The organism is Flavobacterium cerinum (genome assembly GCF_024496085.1).
GTDB classification, from domain to species: domain Bacteria; phylum Bacteroidota; class Bacteroidia; order Flavobacteriales; family Flavobacteriaceae; genus Flavobacterium; species Flavobacterium cerinum_A.
In genome coordinates this window covers 45,077-67,291 of the sequence record NZ_CP101751.1, presented here as the reverse complement: position 1 = coordinate 67,291, position 22,215 = coordinate 45,077, and the positions used below count along the sequence as shown (strand labels likewise).

Here is a 22,215-nt window from a genome sequence, read left to right as displayed (position 1 = left end):
AAATTATATAATAATGAAATACGCAAAAAACATATTGGAAACCATTGGGAATACCCCATTGGTACAACTAAATAAAGTAACCAAAGAGATTGATGCTTTAGTATTGGCTAAAGTAGAAACATTTAATCCGGGTAATTCGGTAAAAGACCGTATGGCCGTTAAGATGATTGAAGATGCGGAAGCTGACGGACGATTAAAACCGGGCGGGACCATTATCGAAGGAACATCCGGAAATACAGGAATGGGATTGGCATTGGCAGCAATCGTAAAAGGATATAAGCTGATTTGTGTTATCTCCGATAAACAATCGAAGGAAAAAATGGATATTCTACGTGCTGTAGGAGCGAAAGTAGTGGTATGTCCTACAGATGTGGAACCAACTGATCCGCGTTCGTATTATTCTGTATCAAAGCGTCTGGCGGAAGAAACACCGAATGCCTGGTATGTAAATCAATACGATAATCCGTCAAATGCGATTGCACACTACGAACAAACCGGTCCGGAAATTTGGGAACAAACCGAAGGTAAAATTACGCACTTTGTTGTTGGAGTAGGAACCGGAGGTACAATTTCCGGTGTAGCGAAATATTTAAAAGAGAAAAACCCGAACATCAAGATATGGGGAATTGATACCTATGGTTCTGTATTTAAAAAATACCATGAAACCGGAATTTTTGATGAAAATGAAATCTATTCCTATATCACAGAAGGTATCGGAGAAGATATTCTGCCGAAAAACGTTGATTTTTCTTTGATCGATGGTTTTACTAAAGTAACGGATAAAGATGCAGCGGTGTATACGCGCAGGATTGCTTTGGAAGAAGGAATTTTTGTAGGTAATTCAGCCGGTGCTGCTATAAAAGGATTGATTCAGTTAAAAGAGCATTTTAAACCGGAAGATGTTGTTGTAGTGTTATTCCACGATAGCGGTAGCCGTTACGTAGGAAAAATGTTTAACGATGACTGGATGCGCGAACGTGGCTTTTTAGAAGAAGAAATTACAAAAGCAGAAGACTTGATCAAAGAACATATTGATAAGCCGTTGGTTGTTGTACGTACGGAAGAATTGGTATCACATGCCATCGAAAGAATGCGTAAACATAAAATATCGCAAATTCCGGTAATCGATGTAACCGGGTTTGTAGGCTCGGTTGATGAAACGGATTTGTTCCAAAGTTATGTAGCCGATAAAAATGTGGCGGATAAACCAATCAGAGAAGTAATGGGTGCCGCTTTTCCTATTGTAAAATTAGGAACTCCGATTGATGAAGTTTCAAAACTGATTAATAAAGATAATCAGGCTGTATTGGTTGATTTGGGTAACGGAAAACACCATATCATCACGAAACACGATATTATCAATTCGATTAAATAATTAAAAACCGGATAGGTTTTCAAAACCATCATCAGACCGGACAGGTTTTGAAAACCTGTCCGGTCTGAAAAAGGCGATCTGCATTGCAGATCGCCTTTTTTAGTTTCCAATCAGCACACCGGAAACATTCCAGGAGCTGAAACTATTCCCTTCGCGCGGACCTTGCGGAATTCGAATCTGTAAGGTGTGTTTTCCTGCTTTTAAATCGCCAAGTGCAATCGTGATCGGATTGGTTACCGTTCCGGGACACCAGTTCGACCGACTGTAATCGGAAGAGGAAAGTCCGTTGTTGAAATTTCCGGAAGCCGGATTGAATAAACGATAAGAACCACAATCCTGTCGCCATGGCGTAAAAGCAAAAACTTCCTGTTGATCGAGGAAGATACTGTTCTTTTTTGGGACAAATTCATCTCCGTTTTCCCAACCGCCATGTCCTGTAGTGATATAGCGAAGCTGTGCGTTTTTGATATCATGAGGTAAATCAAAAGTAACTTCCAGACCTTTCTCATTGTCAAACATTGTAGCATATTCCTGCCCGGCCATTTCCATTATATTGGTTGTATTAAATAATGGAAAGATAAAACGAGCAGCCGGCGAATGTTTTTCTTCGTTGTGAATGGTGATGTCTAAACTGATCTTATGCCCGCCTTTATCATAGTTTCCGATAAAAGTACCTACCCATACCGTTTGATTGTTTAAAGCCGTTTGTAAGTCGGAAATATCCTGACGATACGGGACAATTTCATGCCATTTTTTATCCTTCAAGGCAATATGGTTGTATTGTTTAATGCCAAATGGAGTGAAAAAACGCATCAGTTCTAATAGCGGGGTATAATTGCTTGTACGAACTACGCCCTGATAGTGTTTGCCGTTTCCGTTATCATATATAGGAAGTGTTTTGACACCGTTTTTTAATCCGTCAAAAAAGGAAAGAGACTGGTCTTCGGGAATTACAAAAACGGAACCGGTTCGATCATAAGCATCGCCGTTAGATTGTTCCTGTAGCTCAAGAAAAAGTTGGCTGCCTGGTTTGATTTTCGGGAAACGTATTTTTTTGAGAATGATAGAGCCATTGGCAAATCGTAGAATACTGTCATTTGATTTCGAATGATCGGAAAAATTAATGATTTCGTTGTTAAAAACGTTGATTGTAGTAAAACGACTTTTCCATAGCAAATCGCGATACGTAAGAAGGTCGGTCTCGATTGTTGTATTACTAAATTGATTTGTAGTCATCCAACGTGGCGAAATCTTCTTTTGCCGTTCTATTTTTTTTGCCGTTATCGCAAAATTGTTGTTGCGAACCATTTCGAGTACTAATCCGAGATTTTGGCCTAAAACGGTAGGTGCGCCTTTAACCTTAAGAGCATCGGTAAACCAAAGTTCAATTGTATTGGAGTTAATAATCGTTTTTGCTTTCCGGCACTTATAGCCTAAAATGGTCTTCGTGTCTCCGGTTATTTCAAATTTCTGACTTTCCAGTGAAGTAGTGTCAATCGTTACAGCACTCTTTGTTGTACTCAAATGAGCAAATTGCGTATAATTGAGATCATTCAAATCAATAAAAGTCTGCTCATAAGGGTAAGCTGCTTTTCGGGATATGATTTTTTCACTGCTTACTAAAACGGTTTGGTCTTCAGTAGCAAAAACCAAAACAGGATCCTGATTTTCGATAGTTTTTCCATTGGAGCTTTTCAGGTAGGTTATCTTATAACCGTTGGAAGGAATTACAGCTATCTGGGCATATAAAAGACAGAAATGTAATACAAATAATGTGGTAAGTAATTTTTTCATTTTTGATAGATCGAGACACAAAGATAAATTTTTCTTAAATTAGAGTTTTATTTTATACGCCATGCAGGAATTTTTTTTACACTATATCTGGCAATACCAGAAAATAACTTCATTGTCATTAAAAACGGTTCAGGGAGAATCACTACAGGTTCTTAATCCCGGATATTATCACAAAGAAGACGGACCGGATTTCTTTAATGCCCGGTTAATTATCGGAAATCAGAAATGGGCCGGAAATGTGGAAATTCATCTGAAATCATCGGATTGGTACCATCACCGACACGAAATCAATAAAAAATACGACAATGTTATTCTGCATGTGGTTTGGGAACACGATATCGCTGTATTCCGTCCGGATAATTCAAAAATACCCGTATTGGTATTAAAAGAATATGTCCCGGAATCTATTGTACTGGGCTATCAGCAACTGATAGCAGAAAAAAACTGGATACCTTGTGAAAAACAACTCCTGAGCGTTGACCCGGTTTTTTGGATCAAATGGAAAGAACGCCTCTTTTTTGAACGTCTCGAACGAAAAGTAAAACCCATTCAGAACCTTCTGAAAGAAAATAAAAACGATTGGGAAGCTACATTATTCTGTTGTCTGGCTAAAGGATTTGGGTTGAATACAAATGGAGAAGCCTTTTATCAGATCGCCCGTAATATCCCGTTTAATGCCGTTAGAAAAGAACGCTTTGAAGAAGGTAACCTCGTAGCACTGTTTTTTGGTATGGGAGGTTTGCTGGAAGAGCATAAACAGGATCGCTATTTTCGAAATCTTAAAAAGAAATGGTTCGATTTAAAAGAAAAATACAGCCTGACACCAGTAATTGGAATTCCGTTGCAGTTTTATAAACTAAGACCGGATAATTTTCCTACAATCCGATTGGCGCAATTGGCACAACTGTATCATAAACGAGCTGATTTGTTTGATCTTGTTATGAAACGGAATACACTTCCTTCTTTATATGAAGTCTTTGATGTTGAAATGCCCGAATATTGGCAAACGCATTACTTATTTGATAAAGTCAGTGTGAAAACAAAGCGAGTTAAAAAGATGAGTGCTTCTTTTAAAGGATTGTTATTTGTTAATGTTATTTTGCCGTTACGGTTTTTATATGCCCGCTATTTCGGAAATGATGTTGTGGAAGAGTTATCTGATATGGTAAAAGAAATTGTATCGGAAAAAAATAGTATAACCGATTGTTTTAAAAAACTGGGAGTGACGGTTGAAAATGCTTTTGATAGCCAGGCATTATTACAACTGAAAAAAGAGTACTGTGATTCTAAAAAATGTTTGCATTGTGATATCGGATTGAAGCTATTGGGATAATCGGCCGGAAAACAGTATTTTTGAAGAAAATAAAGACACCATGAAACTGATAACCAACATACGTCATTTTTTTGAGAAGCATGGATTTGAAGTGTCGTCGCGACTGGCTGACAGGCTTGGAATGCGCGCTACCAGTGTGCGTTTGTTCTTTATCTATCTGTCTTTTTTTACTGTAGGACTATGGTTCGGAGTATATCTTACACTGGCTTTCTGGCTAAAATTAAAAGATAAGATTTATACAAAACGGAGTTCCGTTTTTGATCTCTGATAAAATATGATAAAGCACAATAAATACGGACTACAGTTTACGCGAACACAGCGAAACGGAATTTTTGTATTATTGTTGCTAATCTTGTTAATGCAGTTTCTGATTTACTTCACAGGACGCATTTCTTTACCGGTTACTTCCGATCCCGAAGCTGAAAAATGGCTGACACAACAAATAACAATCGATAGTCTGAAAGAACTAAAACAGTCGGGCAAAAAAAAGTGGCTACCGTTTAACCCGAATTTTATTTCGGATTATAAAGGACATATTTTGGGAATGACCGTTGCCGAAATCGACCGGTTGCATGCATTCCGGACTCAGGGTAATTATGTTAATTCGGTGTCGGATTTTCAAAAAGTTACCGGAATGGAAGAAGAGCGATTGGCTGAAATTGCTCCTTTTTTTAAATTTCCGGAATGGGTAACCCGAAAAGAAGCTAAGGGGAAACAGACAAAAGAGCAATTTGAAAAAAAGGAAAAAAAACTTTTTAAAGTTGACATCAATAGTGCTACAAAAGAAGAATTAATGACAGTGTATGGAATTGGAGAAACCTTGTCGGAGCGGATTTTAAAAGAGAAAGAGAAATTCGGCGCTTTTGTAAGTACGGAACAATTTCGTTATATCTGGGGACTTTCTGATGAAGTGGTAGAAAAACTGATAGAATATTTTCCGGTAATTCATCCGCCGGTTATTTCAAAAATCGATATCAATAACGCTTCTTTAAAAGAATTGACCCGGTTTCCCTATTTTCGATATGCACTGGCAAAAGAGATTATTACCTATAGAAGTATGATTGGTACGATTAAATCCAAAGAAGACTTAACAAAAATTAAAGAATTCCCAGTTGAAAAAGTTGATATAATTGCCTTATATTTGGATTTTTAAACAAACAAACAACAAAATGAATTTTGAATACAATGAAACGCAAGCAATGATCGCACAATCGATCAGAGATTTTGCTGAACAACACATTCGTCCTAATATTATGGAATGGGACGAAGCACAGACTTTTCCTGTAGATTTATTCAAGAAATTAGGTGAGATGGGATTCATGGGGGTTTTAGTACCTGAAGAACTGGGAGGTTCCGGTTTAGGGTACCATGAGTATATCACTATTGTAGAAGAAATATCAAAAGTAGATCCTTCTATAGGTTTGTCAGTTGCAGCGCATAACTCGCTTTGTACGAATCATATCCTGACTTTTGGTAATGAAGAGCAGAAAAAGAGATGGATTCCTAAATTGGCTACAGCCGAATGGATCGGAGCTTGGGGATTAACAGAACACAATACAGGATCAGATGCAGGTGGAATGAACACTACAGCTGTTAAAGATGGAGATGATTGGGTGATTAACGGTGCTAAAAACTTTATCACACACGCTAAATCAGGTAATGTTGCCGTAGTAATTGTGCGTACCGGAGAGAAAGGAGATTCCAGAGGAATGACCGCTTTTGTTGTAGAACACGGAACACCGGGCTTTACAAGCGGTAAAAAAGAAAATAAACTGGGAATGCGTGCCAGTGAAACAGCAGAATTGATTTTCGATAACTGTCGTATTCCGGATGCAAATCGTTTAGGAGAAGTAGGGGAAGGATTTATCCAGGCTATGAAAATTTTAGACGGAGGACGTATTTCTATCGGAGCTTTATCGTTAGGTATTGCTAAAGGTGCTTACGAAGCAGCATTAAAATACTCAAAAGAGAGACATCAGTTTGGAAAAGCAATTAGCGAATTCCAGGGGATTTCGTTTAAATTAGCTGATATGGCAACTGAAATCGAAGCGTCAGAATTATTATTACACAAAGCAGCTTTCCTTAAGAATAACCATAAACCGGTTACAACTTTAGGAGCGATGGCAAAAATGTACTCTTCTGAAGTTTGTGTAAAAGTAGCTAATGAAGCTATTCAGATTCACGGTGGTTACGGTTATACGAAAGATTTCCCGGTTGAGAAATTCTACAGAGACTCGAAACTATGTACGATCGGAGAAGGAACAACTGAAATCCAGAAACTGGTAATTTCAAGAAACATCCTAAAAGGATAATGAATTGATCATATTACATAAAAACCCGGTCTGCAACCGGGTTTTTTATTACACCTGATTTTCATCTGACAGGTTTTTAAAACCTGTCAGGTGTTTTAATAAGGCTTGTAGGAGTATTTTTGACTAAGGAAGTTTAATAAATGTTGTTTTCTGTTTTGGAAATCAAAATAAAGTTATACTTTTGCACCCATTAACGAGAGGAGGTGTTATATTATGTTGATTATACCAATTAAAGACGGAGAGAATATTGATAGAGCGTTAAAACGTTACAAAAGAAAATTCGACAAAACGGGAGTTGTTAGACAATTAAGAAGTCGTCAGGCATTCACGAAACCGTCAGTAACAAGAAGAGCGCAAATCCAAAAGGCAGCTTATATCCAGACACTAAGAGATTCTTTAGAGAATTAGTAGTTATTAGGATTTTATTATAGCCGTTAGCGGTAAAGTTTTTAACTTTGCTGCTAACGGTTTTTTTATGCATACATTATTAGAAGCATATCAGGAATATTTGCAGAAAGAAAAGAAGTTTTCTGTGCATACGCTCACGGCTTATGTGAATGATGTGCGGTTTTTTGAGGCTTTTTTGCAGGCGCAACGTTTTGATGTTGAGCTGGAAAAAGTCAATTATAGCCATGTCCGATCCTGGATTGTAGAGTTGGTTGAGTCGGGACTTTCGACGCTGTCGGTCAATCGTAAAATATCTTCCTTAAAATCATTTTATCGTTTTTTGTTGAAAACAAGGCAAATTGATGTGAATCCGCTTCAAAAGCATAAAGCGTTGAAGGTGGCGCGGAAAGTGCAGATTCCGTTTTCAGAAAAAGAGCTGAATCTGGTTTTTGAAGAAATAGGAGAGGATGATGGTTTTGAAGCGATTCGGGATCGTTTGATTGTGGAGCTTTTTTATGCGCTGGGATTAAGGCGTTCGGAATTAATAGGGTTGAAATGGGTGGATTATAATACGTATTCGAAAACGTTAAAGGTGTTAGGGAAACGGAATAAAGAGCGTTTGTTGCCGGTTTTGGAGTGTACGGATCGATTAATAAATCGTTATCTTAAAGAAAGAGAAAAGTTAATTTCAATTGCAGATAATGATTTGTTAATATTGAGCCAAAAAGGGTATAAAGTGAGTGAATCGTTTGTTTATCGATTAATAAATGATTACTTTAGTAGTGTCTCTGAGAAGGTAAAAAAGAGTCCTCACGTTCTTAGGCATACCTTTGCAACACATTTGTTGAACAATGGTGCCGATATAAATTCAGTTAAGGAATTGTTAGGTCACGCTAGTTTGTCATCTACGCAGATTTATACGCACAGCAGTCTCGCTGAGTTAAAAAAAATCTATCAGGAGGCGCATCCTCGTAACCGGAACAATTTCGAAAATTAACCCATTAAAAGTTTTTATTATGAAAGTAAATGTTCAGGCTGTCAATTTTAATGTTGATAAAAAGCTAATTGTTTTTGTTCATGACAGATTAGGGAAATTAGAAAAGTATTACGACAGAGTTGTTTCTTCTGATGTGTTTTTGAAAGTTGAAAATACAAGTGATAAAGAAAATAAAATAGTAGAGGTGAGGATCAGTGTTCCCGGAGATGAGTTCATTGTGAAAAAACAAAGCAAAACTTTTGAAGAAGCGGTTGATTTATCTGCTGATTCTTTAGAGCGTTTATTATTGAAGAGAAAAGACAGGGTAAGAGCTCATATTTAAGTAGATGGATTCTTTTTTTTGGATAGCTTTCTGAGTTTGTTTTTGAAATAAATTTAAGGAAGATTAAAAAAAAAATGAAAAATGTTTTGATTAAAAAATAAATTCTATACATTTGCAGTCCGTTAGAAATAGCGGACTTTTTTATTGAAGTTGCCGGTGTAGCTCAGCTGGCTAGAGCAGCTGATTTGTAATCAGCAGGTCGTGGGTTCGAGTCCCTCCATCGGCTCTAAGTTTATAAGTAACTGATAATAAAAATGTAGGGGAGATACTCAAGCGGCCAACGAGGGCAGACTGTAAATCTGCTGACTAAGTCTTCGCAGGTTCGAATCCTGCTCTCCCCACAAAAAAAGTTCCGGATTTCGGAATAATCCTGCCGGTGTAGCTCAGGGGTAGAGTGCTTCCTTGGTAAGGAAGAGGTCACGGGTTCAAATCCCGTCATTGGCTCAAGGTTTAGAAGAATTTGAACACTAATTATATAACTAAGATTAAATTATTAAATCATGGCAAAGGAAACTTTTGATCGTTCCAAACCCCACTTGAATATTGGTACTATTGGACACGTAGATCACGGAAAAACAACTTTGACTGCTGCTATTACTAAAGTATTAGCTGATGCAGGTTTGTCTGAGGCAAGAAGCTTCGATCAGATTGACAACGCTCCTGAAGAGAAAGAAAGAGGTATTACTATTAATACATCTCACGTAGAATATGCTACTGCTAACCGTCACTATGCACACGTTGACTGTCCAGGTCACGCGGATTACGTGAAAAACATGGTTACTGGTGCTGCTCAGATGGATGGTGCTATCTTGGTAGTTGCTGCTACAGATGGTCCAATGCCACAAACTCGTGAGCACATCCTTTTAGGACGTCAGGTAGGTGTACCTAGAATGGTTGTTTTCATGAACAAAGTAGACATGGTTGACGATGCTGAGTTGTTAGAGCTTGTTGAAATGGAAATCAGAGATTTATTATCTTTCTATCAGTATGATGGTGATAATGGTCCTGTAGTTAAAGGATCTGCTCTTGGTGCATTAAATGGTGAGCCGAAATGGGTTGCTACTGTAATGGAATTAATGGAAGCAGTTGATAACTGGATTGAATTACCACAACGTGATGTTGATAAGCCATTCTTGATGCCGGTAGAGGACGTATTTACAATTACAGGTCGTGGAACTGTTGCTACAGGTCGTATCGAAACTGGAGTTGCTAATACAGGTGATGCTGTTGAAATCATTGGTATGGGAGCTGACAAATTAACTTCTACTATTACAGGAGTTGAGATGTTCCGTAAAATCCTTGATAGAGGTGAAGCTGGAGATAACGTAGGTTTATTATTAAGAGGTATTGACAAAGCTGATATCCGTCGTGGTATGGTTATCGTTAAGCCAGGATCTGTTAAGCCACACGCTAAATTCAAAGCAGAGGTTTATATCTTGAAAAAAGAAGAAGGTGGACGTCACACTCCATTCCACAATAACTACCGTCCACAGTTCTACGTACGTACAACTGACGTAACAGGTACTATCTCTTTACCAGCTGGTGTAGAAATGGTTATGCCTGGGGATAACTTGACTATTGAAGTACAATTATTAAGCCCAATCGCATTAAGCGTAGGTTTACGTTTCGCTATCCGTGAAGGTGGTAGAACAGTAGGTGCTGGTCAGGTAACTGAAATTTTAGACTAATTTCATTTTAAATAAAAACCAGTGTCGTTAAACGACGACACTGGTTTAACAAACGGGTGTAGTTCAAGGGTAGAATAGCGGTCTCCAAAACCGTTGATGGGGGTTCGAATCCCTCCACCCGTGCAAAAACAGAATATGATGGCAAAAGTTGTTAATTACATATCGGAAGCATTTGAGGAATTGAAATCAAATGTAACCTGGCCGCAATGGTCTGAAGTACAACGTTTAACAATCATTGTTGCGATTTTCTCGATCTTATTCGCGTTAGCAACATGGGGAGTAGATGTTGTGTTCGCTAAAGTGCTGGGAGGATTCTTTAATTTATTAAAAAAGGCTTAATTTTTTTGATATGACTGATAATAATGTCAAAAAGTGGTATGTAGTTAGAGCGGTTAGCGGTCAGGAGAATAAAGTAAAAAACTATATCGAGACGGAAATTAACCGTTTGGGTATGGCTGATTATATTTCTCAGGTACTTGTTCCGACTGAAAAAGTGGTTCAGGTACGTGATGGTAAAAAAATAAGCAAAGATCGTGTTTATTTCCCGGGATATGTGATGATAGAAGCAAATCTTACGGGAGAGATTCCTCATATAATAAAGTCGATAACCGGTGTTATCGGGTTTTTAGGGGAAACTAAAGGCGGAGATGCTGTACCGTTAAGACAATCGGAAGTTAACCGTATGTTAGGTAAAGTAGATGAGCTTTCAGTTAAAACCGATACGGCTGCAATACCTTACGCTGTTGGAGAAACAGTAAAAGTAATCGATGGTCCTTTCAATGGTTTCAATGGAACAGTTGAAAAGGTTAACGAAGAGAAGCGTAAACTTGAGGTAATGGTTAAAATTTTCGGAAGAAAAACACCATTGGAATTAAGTTTTATGCAAGTAGAAAAAGTATAATTTTTGTTACATACATAAACCACATCATTCGCTTCCAATGAAGATGTGCTAAATTTTTTTAAAAATGGCAAAAGAAATTAGTAAAGTAGTTAAACTACAAGTTAAGGGAGGTGCTGCGAATCCGTCGCCACCGGTTGGACCTGCTTTGGGGGCTGCTGGGGTTAACATCATGGAGTTCTGTAAGCAGTTCAATGCTAGAACACAAGATAAACCTGGCAAAGTATTACCAGTACAAATTACTGTGTATAAAGACAAGTCTTTTGACTTTGTTGTTAAAACGCCACCTGCTGCAATTCAATTATTGGATGCTGCAAAATTAAAGTCTGGTTCTGGAGAGCCGAATCGTAAGAAAGTAGCTAGCGTTACTTGGGATCAAATTAAAGCTATCGCTGAAGACAAAATGCAGGATCTTAATGCTTTCGAAATTGAAAAAGCAATGAGTATGATAGCTGGAACAGCTAGATCTATGGGTATAACTGTATCAGGAAACGCTCCTTTTTAATTCGTAAAAAGAAAAAGACATGGCAAAATTGACAAAAAAGCAAAAAGAGGCTGCTTCAAAAATTGAGAAGAATAAATTATACAGCTTGAAAGATGCTTCTGCATTAATCAAAACTGTTGCTTCTGCAAAATTTGATGAGTCTGTTGATATCGCAGTTCGTTTGGGAGTAGATCCAAGAAAAGCGAATCAAATGGTTAGAGGTGTGGTTACATTGCCACACGGTACAGGTAAAGACGTACGCGTTTTAGCATTAGTTACTCCGGATAAGGAGGCAGAAGCGAAAGCTGCTGGTGCTGATCACGTAGGATTAGACGATTATTTACAAAAGATAAAAGACGGTTGGACGGATGTTGATGTAATCATCACTATGCCAGCTGTAATGGGTAAATTAGGACCATTAGGACGTATTTTAGGTCCAAGAGGTTTAATGCCAAACCCAAAAACCGGAACGGTTACTATGGACGTTGCGAAAGCAGTTCAGGAAGTGAAAGCTGGTAAAATTGACTTCAAAGTTGATAAAACTGGTATCGTTCACGCTGGAATCGGGAAAGTTTCTTTTGAGGCTGATAAAATTTCTGAGAACGCTCACGAAATCATTCAAACGTTAATCAAATTAAAACCAACAGCAGCGAAAGGTACTTATATTAAGAGTATCCACATCTCATCAACAATGAGTCCTGCTATCGCTTTAGATCCTAAAGCTGTATAATTGGTAGTTAAAAATTTTTAGTATGACTAGAGAAGAAAAATCAATCGCGATTGAAGATTTAACTGCACAGTTAGCTGGTGCTAATATTGTTTATTTGGCCGATATTTCGGGTTTAAATGCAGACACTACTTCAAACTTAAGAAGAGCTTGTTTTAAAGCAGGTATTAAATTAGAAGTTGTGAAGAATACATTGTTAGAAAAAGCAATGGAAGCTTCAGAGAGCAACTTTGGTGAATTACCAACTGTTTTAAAAGGAAACACTTCTATATTAATTGCAGACATCGCAAATGCACCTGCAAAAATTATCAAAGAATTCCGTAAAAAATCTGATAAACCGATTTTAAAAGGAGCTTATATCAATGAAGAAATCTACATCGGAGATAACTTACTTGATTCATTAGCATCTCTTAAATCGAAAGAAGAAGTTATCGGAGAAATCATCGGATTACTTCAATCTCCGGCTCAGAGAGTTATTTCAGCTCTTAAAAACCAATTCAAAGACGAAGAGGGAGCTGCGGAGTAATTTTCCACAACGAACGCGCATAATAAATTATAATTACAAATCATTTTAAAAGATAGAAAAAATGGCAGATTTGAAACAATTCGCAGAACAATTGGTTAACTTAACAGTTAAAGAAGTTAACGAATTAGCAACTATATTAAAAGACGAGTATGGAATTGAGCCTGCTGCAGCTGCTGTAGTAGTATCAGGTGGTGGTGAAGCTGCTGCTGTTGAAGAGCAAACTGAATTTACAGTAGTATTGAAAGATGCTGGTGCTTCTAAATTAGCTGTAGTTAAAGCTGTTAAAGAATTAACTGGTTTAGGTCTTAAAGAAGCTAAAGACTTAGTAGACGGTGCTCCTTCAAATGTTAAAGAAGGTGTTTCTAAAGATGAGGCTGAAGGTCTTAAAAAATCTTTAGAAGAAGCTGGAGCTGTAGTTGAGCTTAAATAAGCTAAGCTTTAGTATAAAAAGCTAGGTTTAGGCCTTGAGAAGAACTCTCAAAGGCCTAAACCATTTTGCGTATAATGAATTTATTGTTCTTGAACCGACAATAATTTAAAATACAACCCATATTTTATTCGGTACGAAGAAAGAAAATGAAATATAACTTTCTGTTCATTTTCAGAGATGTATCGCTTATAAAAAGAAAGTACAATTCGACTGTGTATTTACACAAAATTACTTTTTTTTAATCAAAATTTTGTCCATTGATGTTAACAAATCAGACTGAAAGATTAAATTTCGCCTCGACGAAAAACATCCCTGATTACCCGGATTTTCTTGACATTCAGGTAAAATCTTTTAAGGATTTCTTCCAATTGGAAACCAAATCTGACGAAAGAGGTAACGAAGGTCTTTATAATACCTTCATGGAGAACTTCCCAATTACAGATACAAGAAATCAATTTGTATTGGAATTCCTTGATTACTTTGTGGATCCGCCACGTTATACAATTGAAGAGTGTATCGATAGAGGATTAACGTATAGTGTGCCGTTAAAAGCACGTTTAAAATTATACTGTACAGATCCGGAACACGAAGACTTCGAAACTATAGTTCAGGATGTATATTTAGGTACAATCCCTTACATGACACCAAGCGGTACATTCGTAATCAACGGAGCCGAACGTGTTGTAGTTTCTCAGTTACACCGTTCACCTGGTGTGTTCTTCGGACAATCTTTCCATGCAAATGGAACAAAATTATACTCTGCCAGAGTAATTCCTTTTAAAGGATCTTGGATTGAATTTGCTACCGATATCAACAGCGTTATGTACGCGTATATCGATAGAAAGAAAAAATTACCGGTAACAACTCTTTTCCGTGCAATCGGATTTGAAAGAGATAAAGATATCTTGGAAATTTTTGATCTTGCTGAAGAAATTAAAGTTTCTAAAACAGGTCTTAAAAAATATATCGGACGTCGTCTTGCTGCCCGTGTGTTGAATACATGGCATGAAGATTTCGTAGATGAGGATACAGGTGAGGTAGTATCGATCGAACGTAACGAAATTATCTTAGATCGTGATACGATCTTAGATAAAGACAATGTAGAGGAAATCATCGATGCTAACGTAAAAGCGATCTTGTTACACAAAGAAGATAACAATCAGGCTGATTACGCTATTATCCACAATACGTTACAAAAAGACCCTACAAACTCAGAAAAAGAAGCCGTAGAGCATATTTACCGTCAGTTGCGTAATGCAGAACCGCCTGATGAAGAAACAGCTCGTGGTATCATCGATAAATTATTCTTCTCGGATCAACGTTATAACTTAGGTGAAGTTGGTCGTTACAGAATGAATAAAAAATTAGGTTTGGATATCCCAATGGAAAAACAAGTGTTGACCAAAGAGGATATTATTACTATCGTAAAATATTTGATCGAATTAATCAACTCTAAAGCGGAGATTGATGATATCGACCACTTATCAAACCGTCGTGTACGTACAGTTGGTGAACAATTGTCAGCACAGTTTGGTGTAGGTTTAGCGCGTATGGCCAGAACCATCCGTGAAAGAATGAACGTTAGAGATAACGAGGTGTTTACACCAATCGATTTGATTAATGCTAAAACATTATCATCGGTAATCAACTCTTTCTTCGGTACCAACCAGTTATCTCAGTTCATGGATCAAACGAATCCATTAGCGGAGATCACACACAAAAGAAGATTGTCAGCATTAGGACCAGGAGGTCTTTCGAGAGAGAGAGCCGGTTTCGAGGTGCGTGACGTTCACTATACACACTACGGACGTTTATGTCCGATTGAAACACCGGAGGGACCAAACATTGGTTTGATTTCATCTCTTGGAGTTTATGCGAAAGTAAATGGAATGGGATTCATTGAAACACCTTACCGTAAAGTTGAAAACGGTAAAGTGAACCTTGAAGAAGAACCGGTTTACTTAAGTGCTGAAGAAGAAGAAGGAAAACTGATCGCACAGGCCAATATCGACATGAACGACAACGGTACGATCACAGCTGATAGAGTTATTGCTCGTGAGGAAGGTGACTTCCCGGTTGTTGAACCGAATGTGGTACATTATACAGACGTTGCGCCAAACCAGATTGCATCGATTTCAGCATCATTGATTCCGTTCTTGGAGCATGATGATGCGAACCGTGCTTTGATGGGATCAAACATGATGCGTCAGGCTGTTCCGTTATTAAGACCGGAAGCACCAATCGTAGGTACAGGTTTAGAGCGTCAGGTAGCGTCAGATTCAAGAGTATTGATTAATGCAGAAGGAAGCGGAACGGTTGAATACGTTGATGCGAATGAAATTACAATCAAATACGACAGAACCGATGCGGAAAGAGCAGTTAGCTTCGATCCGGACGAGAAAACGTACCAATTAATTAAATTTAGAAAAACCAACCAGAGTACTTCCATCAACCTGAAACCAATCGTAAGAAAAGGTGACAGAGTGGCTAAAGGACAAGTACTTTGTGAAGGATATGCAACGCAAAACGGAGAACTTGCTTTAGGTCGTAACCTACAAGTAGCGTTCATGCCTTGGAAAGGGTATAACTTCGAGGATGCGATTGTAATTTCTGAAAAAGTAGTTCGCGATGACATCTTTACGTCAATCCACGTAGATGACTATTCATTGGAAGTGAGAGATACTAAATTAGGTAACGAAGAGTTAACTAACGATATCCCGAACGTAAGTGAAGAAGCAACTAAAGATTTAGATGAAAACGGAATGATCAGAATCGGAGCCGAGGTTAAACCTGGTGACATTCTAATCGGAAAAATCACTCCAAAAGGAGAATCTGATCCAACTCCGGAAGAGAAACTTTTACGTGCCATCTTCGGAGATAAAGCAGGTGATGTAAAAGATGCGTCTTTAAAAGCATCTCCATCATTACACGGTGTGGTATTAGACAAAAAATTATTCGCAAGAGCGGTTAAAGATAAACGTAAACGTTCTAAAGATAAAGACGATTTAGCACTGTTGGAAACACAGTTTGAAGTGAAATTCATCGAATTGAAAGACAGACTGGTTGAAAAATTGTTCGACATCGTTAATGGAAAAACCTCTCAGGGCGTAATGAACGATTTAGGAGAAGAAGTATTGCCAAAAGGTAAGAAATTCTCTCAAAAAATGTTATATGCTGTTGAAGATTTCGCTCACTTAACAAAAGGACAGTGGACTACAGATGATGAAACCAACGCTATGGTTAATGATTTGATCCACAACTATAAAATTAAGCTGAACGACCTTCAGGGAGCATTGAGAAGAGAGAAATTCACAATCACGGTGGGAGACGAATTACCATCCGGAATTTTAAAACTGGCTAAAGTTTACATTGCTAAGAAACGTAAATTGAAAGTAGGGGATAAAATGGCGGGTCGTCACGGTAACAAAGGTATCGTAGCGAAAATTGTTCGTCAGGAAGACATGCCGTTCTTAGAAGACGGAACACCGGTGGATATTGTATTGAACCCGCTAGGGGTACCTTCCCGTATGAACATCGGTCAGATTTATGAGACCGTATTAGGATGGGCAGGTCAGAAGCTAGGTAAAAAATTCGCAACGCCTATTTTTGACGGAGCTTCACTAGAGCAAATCAATGCATTAACAGACGAAGCCGGAATTCCAAGATTCGGTCATACTTACCTGTATGACGGAGGAACCGGAGAACGTTTCCACCAACCGGCAACTGTAGGTATTATCTATATGTTGAAATTAGGACACATGGTTGATGATAAGATGCACGCACGTTCTATCGGTCCGTACTCGTTGATCACGCAGCAGCCTCTTGGAGGTAAAGCACAATTCGGAGGTCAGCGTTTCGGAGAGATGGAGGTTTGGGCACTAGAAGCTTATGGTGCTTCCAGCACATTAAGAGAGATCTTGACTGTTAAATCGGATGACGTTATTGGTAGAGCAAAAACTTACGAAGCTATCGTTAAGGGTGAAACTATGCCGGAACCAGGATTACCGGAATCATTCAATGTATTGATGCATGAATTGAAAGGTCTTGGATTAGACATCAGATTAGAAGAATAAATTCACACGGGAGTAATCTTCGGATTGCTCCCTCTTATAGCGTTTTTAATAAATCGATAGTATTATATCATGACGAGATTAAAAGATAAAAATACCGTTAAAAGATTTAACAAAATTTCGATAGGTCTTGCTTCTCCGGAATCTATTCTGGCTGAATCAAGAGGTGAGGTTTTAAAACCGGAAACCATCAACTATCGTACCCATAAACCAGAGCGTGACGGTCTTTTCTGTGAGCGAATTTTCGGTCCAGTAAAAGATTTTGAATGTGCTTGTGGAAAATACAAAAGAATCCGTTATAAAGGAATCGTTTGTGACCGTTGTGGAGTTGAAGTAACTGAGAAAAAAGTACGTAGAGACAGAGTAGGTCATATTAACCTTGTTGTGCCAATTGCACACATCTGGTATTTCCGTTCCCTTCCGAATAAAATCGGATATATCTTAGGATTACCTTCTAAAAAGCTGGATATGATTATTTACTACGAAAGATACGTAGTAATTCAGCCGGGTATTGCAAAAGGACCGGACGGAGACACATTAAATACTTTGGATTTCTTAACTGAAGAAGAGTACCTGAATATTCAGGACAGCCTTCCGATGGAGAACCAATATTTAGACGATACCGATCCGAACAAATTCATCGCTAAGATGGGTGCGGAATGTATCATGGATTTATTAGCCCGTATCGATTTGGATGCTTTGTCATACCAATTGCGTCACGCAGCAAATAATGAAACGTCTAAACAACGTAAAACAGAAGCTTTAAAAAGATTACAGGTTGTAGAATCATTCCGTGAAGCAAACAATAACCGTGAGAATCGTCCGGAATGGATGATCTTAAAAGTAATCCCGGTTATCCCGCCGGAATTACGTCCGTTAGTGCCGCTTGATGGTGGACGTTTTGCAACTTCCGATTTGAATGACCTTTACAGACGTGTAATCATCCGTAACAACCGTTTAAAACGATTAATGGAGATTAAAGCACCGGAAGTAATCTTGAGAAATGAAAAACGTATGTTACAGGAATCTGTTGACTCGTTATTCGATAACACAAGAAAAGCATCTGCTGTTAAGACAGAATCAAACAGACCGTTGAAATCACTTTCGGATTCCTTAAAAGGTAAACAAGGTCGTTTCCGTCAGAACTTATTAGGTAAACGTGTGGATTATTCAGCGCGTTCCGTAATTGTCGTTGGACCGGAAATGAAATTGTTCGAATGTGGTCTTCCGAAAGATATGGCTGCTGAACTGTACAAACCATTCGTTATTCGTAAGTTAATCGAAAGAGGAATCGTTAAAACAGTGAAGTCGGCTAAGAAAATTATCGACAAAAAAGAGCCGGTAGTATGGGATATCCTTGAAAACGTAATTAAAGGACACCCGGTATTACTAAACCGTGCTCCTACTTTGCACCGTTTGGGTATCCAGGCTTTCCAGCCGAAATTGATTGAAGGTAAAGCGATCCAGTTACACCCGTTAGTGTGTACGGCGTTTAATGCCGATTTCGATGGTGACCAGATGGCGGTTCACTTACCGTTAGGACCGGAGGCTATTTTAGAAGCACAATTGTTAATGTTGGCTTCTCACAATATCCTTAACCCTGCGAACGGAGCACCGATTACGGTACCTTCTCAGGACATGGTTTTGGGTCTTTATTATATGACCAAAGAACGTTTGTCAACCGAAACACATAAAATTTTAGGTGAAGGATTAACTTTCTATTCTGCTGAAGAAGTAAATATTGCTTTGAATGAAGGAAAATTAGAATTAAATGCTCGTGTGAAAATCCGTGCAAAAGATTTTAATGAAAACGGAGAGTTAGTATATAAAATCATCCAGACAACTGCCGGTAGAGTATTATTTAACGAAGTAGTACCGGAAGCAGCTGGATATATCAATGAAGTATTAACTAAGAAAAGTTTAAGAGATATTATCGGTAAGATTTTAAGTGTTACTGATGTACCTACAACAGCTGCCTTCTTGGATAATATGAAAGATATGGGATACCGATTCGCTTTCAAAGGAGGATTATCGTTCTCTTTGGGTGATATCAAAATCCCGGATCAAAAACAAGATCTGATCGCTGATGCAAACAATCAGGTTGAAGCAATTTCCATGAACTATAACATGGGTCTTATCACAAACAACGAACGTTACAATCAGGTAATTGACGTGTGGACTTCAACAAATGCATTATTGACAGAGTTAGCAATGAAAAACATTAGAGAAGACCAGCAAGGTTTCAACTCTGTGTATATGATGCTTGACTCTGGAGCGAGGGGATCGAAAGAGCAGATCCGTCAGTTAACCGGTATGCGTGGATTGATGGCGAAGCCTAAAAAATCAACTGCCGGTGGTGGTGAAATTATTGAAAACCCGATCTTATCGAACTTTAAAGAAGGTCTTTCGATCTTAGAGTACTTTATCTCGACGCACGGTGCCCGTAAAGGTCTTGCGGATACGGCTCTTAAAACGGCGGATGCCGGGTACTTAACCAGAAGGTTACACGATGTATCTCAGGATGTAATTGTGAACTCGGTGGATTGTGGTACATTAAGAGGTGTAGAGGTTACTGCTTTAAAGAAAAACGAAGAGGTTGTAGAATCATTAGGAGAAAGAATCTTAGGTCGTGTGGCACTACAGGATGTAATCAACCCGCTAACAAGCGAAGTATTGGTTGCAGCCGGAGAAGAAATTACAGAAGCTATTGTTAAAGCAATCGATGCTTCTCCAATTGAAAAAGTAGATGTTCGTTCGCCGTTAACTTGTGAGGCAGGAAAAGGAATCTGTGCGAAATGTTACGGAAGAAACCTGGCAACCGGAAAAATGACCCAAAAAGGTGAAGCAGTCGGAGTAATCGCTGCACAATCAATTGGTGAGCCGGGTACACAGTTAACACTACGTACATTCCACGTGGGAGGTACCGCAGGTAACATCTCTGAAGAATCAAGCATTATCACGAAATTCCGCGGAAGATTAGAGATCGAAGATTTAAAAACAGTTAAAGGTGAAGATAACGAAGGTAATACTACTGATATCGTAATCTCACGTTCAACAGAATTGAAATTGATCGACGAAACAACCGGAATCGTATTGAATACACACAATATCCCTTATGGATCAAGCATTTTTGTAAAAGATGGTGATATTGTAGAAAAAGGAACAACAATCTGTAAATGGGATCCGTATAACGGGGTAATTATTTCTGAGTTTACCGGTAAAGTAGCTTACGAAGATATCGAGCAAGGACAAACGTTCATGGTTGAAATCGATGAGCAAACCGGATTCCAGGAAAAAGTAATCTCTGAAGGAAGAAATAAAAAATTAATCCCTACTTTATTAATCTACGGAAAAGACGGAGAATTGATCCGTTCTTACAACTTACCGGTGGGTGCCCACCTTATGGTAGATGACGGAGAGAAAATTAAAGCAGGTAAGATTTTAGTAAAAATTCCACGTCGTTCGTCTAAAGCGGGTGATATTACCGGAGGTTTACCGAGAATTACCGAGTTATTAGAAGCTCGTAACCCATCGAATCCGGCTGTAGTTTCTGAAATCGACGGTGTAGTATCTTTTGGAAAAATCAAAAGAGGTAACCGTGAGATTGTAGTAGAATCGAAATTCGGAGAACTTAAAAAATACCTTGTAAAACTTTCTAATCAGATTCTGGTACAAGAAAACGATTACGTAAGAGCTGGTATGCCATTATCAGACGGAGCAATTACTCCGGATGATATTTTAAGAATCCAGGGACCATCTGCTGTACAACAGTATTTAGTAAATGAGATTCAGGAAGTATACCGTTTACAAGGGGTAAAAATTAATGACAAGCACTTTGAAGTTGTAATTCGTCAGATGATGCGTAAAGTTCAGATCCAGGATCCGGGAGATACCTTATTCCTGGAAGATCAATTGGCTCACACCAGCGACTTTATCGTAGAAAATGATAAGTTATACGGAATGAAAGTGGTTGAAGATGCAGGTGATTCAGATAATCTTAAAGCGGGACAAATCATTTCGCCTAGAGAATTAAGAGATGAAAACTCGATCTTGAAACGTAATGACAGAAACTTGGTTATAGCAAGAGACGTAGTTCCGGCAACGGCAACTCCGATACTTCAAGGTATTACAAGAGCGTCATTACAAACGAAATCGTTTATCTCGGCTGCATCGTTCCAGGAAACAACAAAAGTATTAAACGAAGCTGCAGTAGCAGGAAAAGTTGACGGATTAGAAGGATTGAAAGAAAATGTTATCGTAGGACACAGAATCCCTGCCGGAACCGGTATGAGAGATTACGACAACATCATCGTAGGTTCTAAAGAAGAATTCAACGAATTAATGGCTGCAAAAGAAGAATTTAATTACTAAGAATCATGAGTGAGAATAAGCAACAAGGGCAGATTAATATTGAATTGGATGAGCAAACGGCAGAAGGAATTTATTCCAATCTGGCGATCATTAATCACTCCAATACAGAATTTGTAATTGATTATATCAATATCATGCCGGGTATGCCTAAAGCTAAAGTAAAATCAAGAATTATACTAACGCCGCAACATGCCAAACGTTTATTGGGTGCTTTAACTGAAAATATCAACAGATTTGAAGCCGCTCACGGTGAAATAAAGGAGGCTGAATTGCCACCGATTCCATTAAATTTCGGACCAACCGGTCAAGCTTAATAAAAAGCCTCTCATTTGAGAGGCTTTTTTTTGTTAAACCTGTCATGTTTTAAAATATGACAGGTTTTTTATTGCAAAATGTATTATTGTTTGTTTGTAATTCTTTTAAAATATCAGGCATTATTACTGTTTTATCAGAATGTATTCACAAAAAGAGTGTCTTTTTTCAACAGGTCTTAATTTTTAT

At 38.2% G+C, this 22,215-nt stretch carries 19 protein-coding genes and 4 tRNA genes; 22 read left to right on the top strand and 1 reads right to left on the bottom strand.

What is annotated here, in order from left to right; all coding sequences use genetic code 11:
- Positions 1-13: 13 nt before the first annotated feature.
- The gene (locus NOX80_RS00250) at positions 14-1,375 is read left to right on the top strand and encodes a pyridoxal-phosphate dependent enzyme (RefSeq protein WP_256551347.1); all 1,362 of its coding nucleotides are present in this window, start codon (positions 14-16) and stop codon (positions 1,373-1,375) included.
- A gap of 99 nt (positions 1,376-1,474) precedes the next feature.
- Here the strand turns inward: NOX80_RS00250 and NOX80_RS00245 are convergent, their stop codons facing one another.
- Positions 1,475-3,169, bottom strand: a complete 1,695-nt coding sequence (locus tag NOX80_RS00245; protein WP_256551346.1) for a PNGase F N-terminal domain-containing protein — start codon at positions 3,167-3,169, stop codon at positions 1,475-1,477.
- A 61-nt stretch (positions 3,170-3,230) separates the two neighbouring features.
- Here NOX80_RS00245 and NOX80_RS00240 point away from each other — a divergent pair, with 61 nt between their 5' ends.
- From NOX80_RS00240 to NOX80_RS00140, 21 genes are all read left to right on the top strand, one after another.
- Positions 3,231-4,502: a DUF2851 family protein gene (locus tag NOX80_RS00240; RefSeq protein ID WP_256551345.1), complete on the top strand. Its 1,272-nt coding sequence runs from the start codon at positions 3,231-3,233 to the stop codon at positions 4,500-4,502.
- Positions 4,503-4,542: 40 nt separating this feature from the next.
- Positions 4,543-4,770 (top strand): PspC domain-containing protein, encoded by a 228-nt coding sequence (locus tag NOX80_RS00235; protein WP_256551344.1) that lies wholly within the window; start codon positions 4,543-4,545, stop codon positions 4,768-4,770.
- A gap of 6 nt (positions 4,771-4,776) precedes the next feature.
- Positions 4,777-5,655 (top strand): ComEA family DNA-binding protein, encoded by an 879-nt coding sequence (locus tag NOX80_RS00230; RefSeq protein WP_256551343.1) that lies wholly within the window; start codon positions 4,777-4,779, stop codon positions 5,653-5,655.
- 16 nt (positions 5,656-5,671) lie between these two features.
- Positions 5,672-6,814, top strand: coding sequence for an acyl-CoA dehydrogenase family protein (locus NOX80_RS00225; RefSeq protein ID WP_256551342.1), 1,143 nt, complete (start codon positions 5,672-5,674; stop codon positions 6,812-6,814).
- Positions 6,815-7,027: 213 nt separating this feature from the next.
- On the top strand, positions 7,028-7,222 hold the full coding sequence (gene rpsU, locus NOX80_RS00220; protein ID WP_136402304.1) for a 30S ribosomal protein S21: 195 nt from the start codon (positions 7,028-7,030) through the stop codon (positions 7,220-7,222).
- Between the two features lie 67 nt (positions 7,223-7,289).
- A complete protein-coding gene (locus NOX80_RS00215; protein ID WP_256551341.1) occupies positions 7,290-8,198 on the top strand; it encodes a tyrosine-type recombinase/integrase in 909 nt (302 codons plus the stop codon).
- A 19-nt stretch (positions 8,199-8,217) separates the two neighbouring features.
- A complete protein-coding gene (hpf, locus tag NOX80_RS00210; RefSeq protein WP_256551340.1) occupies positions 8,218-8,520 on the top strand; it encodes a ribosome hibernation-promoting factor, HPF/YfiA family in 303 nt (100 codons plus the stop codon).
- Between the two features lie 152 nt (positions 8,521-8,672).
- A tRNA-Thr gene (locus NOX80_RS00205) sits at positions 8,673-8,746 on the top strand.
- A gap of 33 nt (positions 8,747-8,779) precedes the next feature.
- Positions 8,780-8,861 (top strand) — tRNA-Tyr (locus NOX80_RS00200).
- Positions 8,862-8,892: 31 nt separating this feature from the next.
- A tRNA-Thr gene (locus NOX80_RS00195) sits at positions 8,893-8,964 on the top strand.
- Positions 8,965-9,020: 56 nt separating this feature from the next.
- Entirely contained in the window at positions 9,021-10,208 is a 1,188-nt protein-coding gene (gene tuf / locus NOX80_RS00190; RefSeq protein ID WP_136402307.1) for an elongation factor Tu, read from the top strand.
- Positions 10,209-10,260: 52 nt separating this feature from the next.
- Positions 10,261-10,331, top strand: a tRNA-Trp gene (locus NOX80_RS00185).
- A 15-nt stretch (positions 10,332-10,346) separates the two neighbouring features.
- On the top strand, positions 10,347-10,547 hold the full coding sequence (gene secE, locus NOX80_RS00180; protein WP_256553043.1) for a preprotein translocase subunit SecE: 201 nt from the start codon (positions 10,347-10,349) through the stop codon (positions 10,545-10,547).
- A gap of 10 nt (positions 10,548-10,557) precedes the next feature.
- On the top strand, positions 10,558-11,109 hold the full coding sequence (gene nusG / locus NOX80_RS00175) for a transcription termination/antitermination protein NusG (RefSeq protein ID WP_256551339.1): 552 nt from the start codon (positions 10,558-10,560) through the stop codon (positions 11,107-11,109).
- Between the two features lie 64 nt (positions 11,110-11,173).
- The gene (rplK, locus tag NOX80_RS00170; RefSeq protein ID WP_256551338.1) at positions 11,174-11,611 is read left to right on the top strand and encodes a 50S ribosomal protein L11; all 438 of its coding nucleotides are present in this window, start codon (positions 11,174-11,176) and stop codon (positions 11,609-11,611) included.
- 19 nt (positions 11,612-11,630) lie between these two features.
- Complete coding sequence (rplA, locus tag NOX80_RS00165; RefSeq protein ID WP_136402311.1) at positions 11,631-12,320, top strand: 50S ribosomal protein L1; 690 nt, start codon at positions 11,631-11,633, stop codon at positions 12,318-12,320.
- Positions 12,321-12,342: 22 nt separating this feature from the next.
- Entirely contained in the window at positions 12,343-12,843 is a 501-nt protein-coding gene (gene rplJ / locus NOX80_RS00160) for a 50S ribosomal protein L10 (protein ID WP_256551337.1), read from the top strand.
- A gap of 61 nt (positions 12,844-12,904) precedes the next feature.
- The gene (gene rplL, locus NOX80_RS00155; protein ID WP_256551336.1) at positions 12,905-13,273 is read left to right on the top strand and encodes a 50S ribosomal protein L7/L12; all 369 of its coding nucleotides are present in this window, start codon (positions 12,905-12,907) and stop codon (positions 13,271-13,273) included.
- Positions 13,274-13,533: 260 nt separating this feature from the next.
- Positions 13,534-17,346, top strand: a complete 3,813-nt coding sequence (gene rpoB / locus NOX80_RS00150; RefSeq protein WP_256551335.1) for a DNA-directed RNA polymerase subunit beta — start codon at positions 13,534-13,536, stop codon at positions 17,344-17,346.
- A gap of 69 nt (positions 17,347-17,415) precedes the next feature.
- The gene (gene rpoC / locus NOX80_RS00145; RefSeq protein WP_256551334.1) at positions 17,416-21,714 is read left to right on the top strand and encodes a DNA-directed RNA polymerase subunit beta'; all 4,299 of its coding nucleotides are present in this window, start codon (positions 17,416-17,418) and stop codon (positions 21,712-21,714) included.
- Positions 21,715-21,719: 5 nt separating this feature from the next.
- Positions 21,720-22,028, top strand: coding sequence for a DUF3467 domain-containing protein (locus tag NOX80_RS00140; protein WP_256551333.1), 309 nt, complete (start codon positions 21,720-21,722; stop codon positions 22,026-22,028).
- The last annotated feature ends 187 nt before the right edge of the window (positions 22,029-22,215 follow it).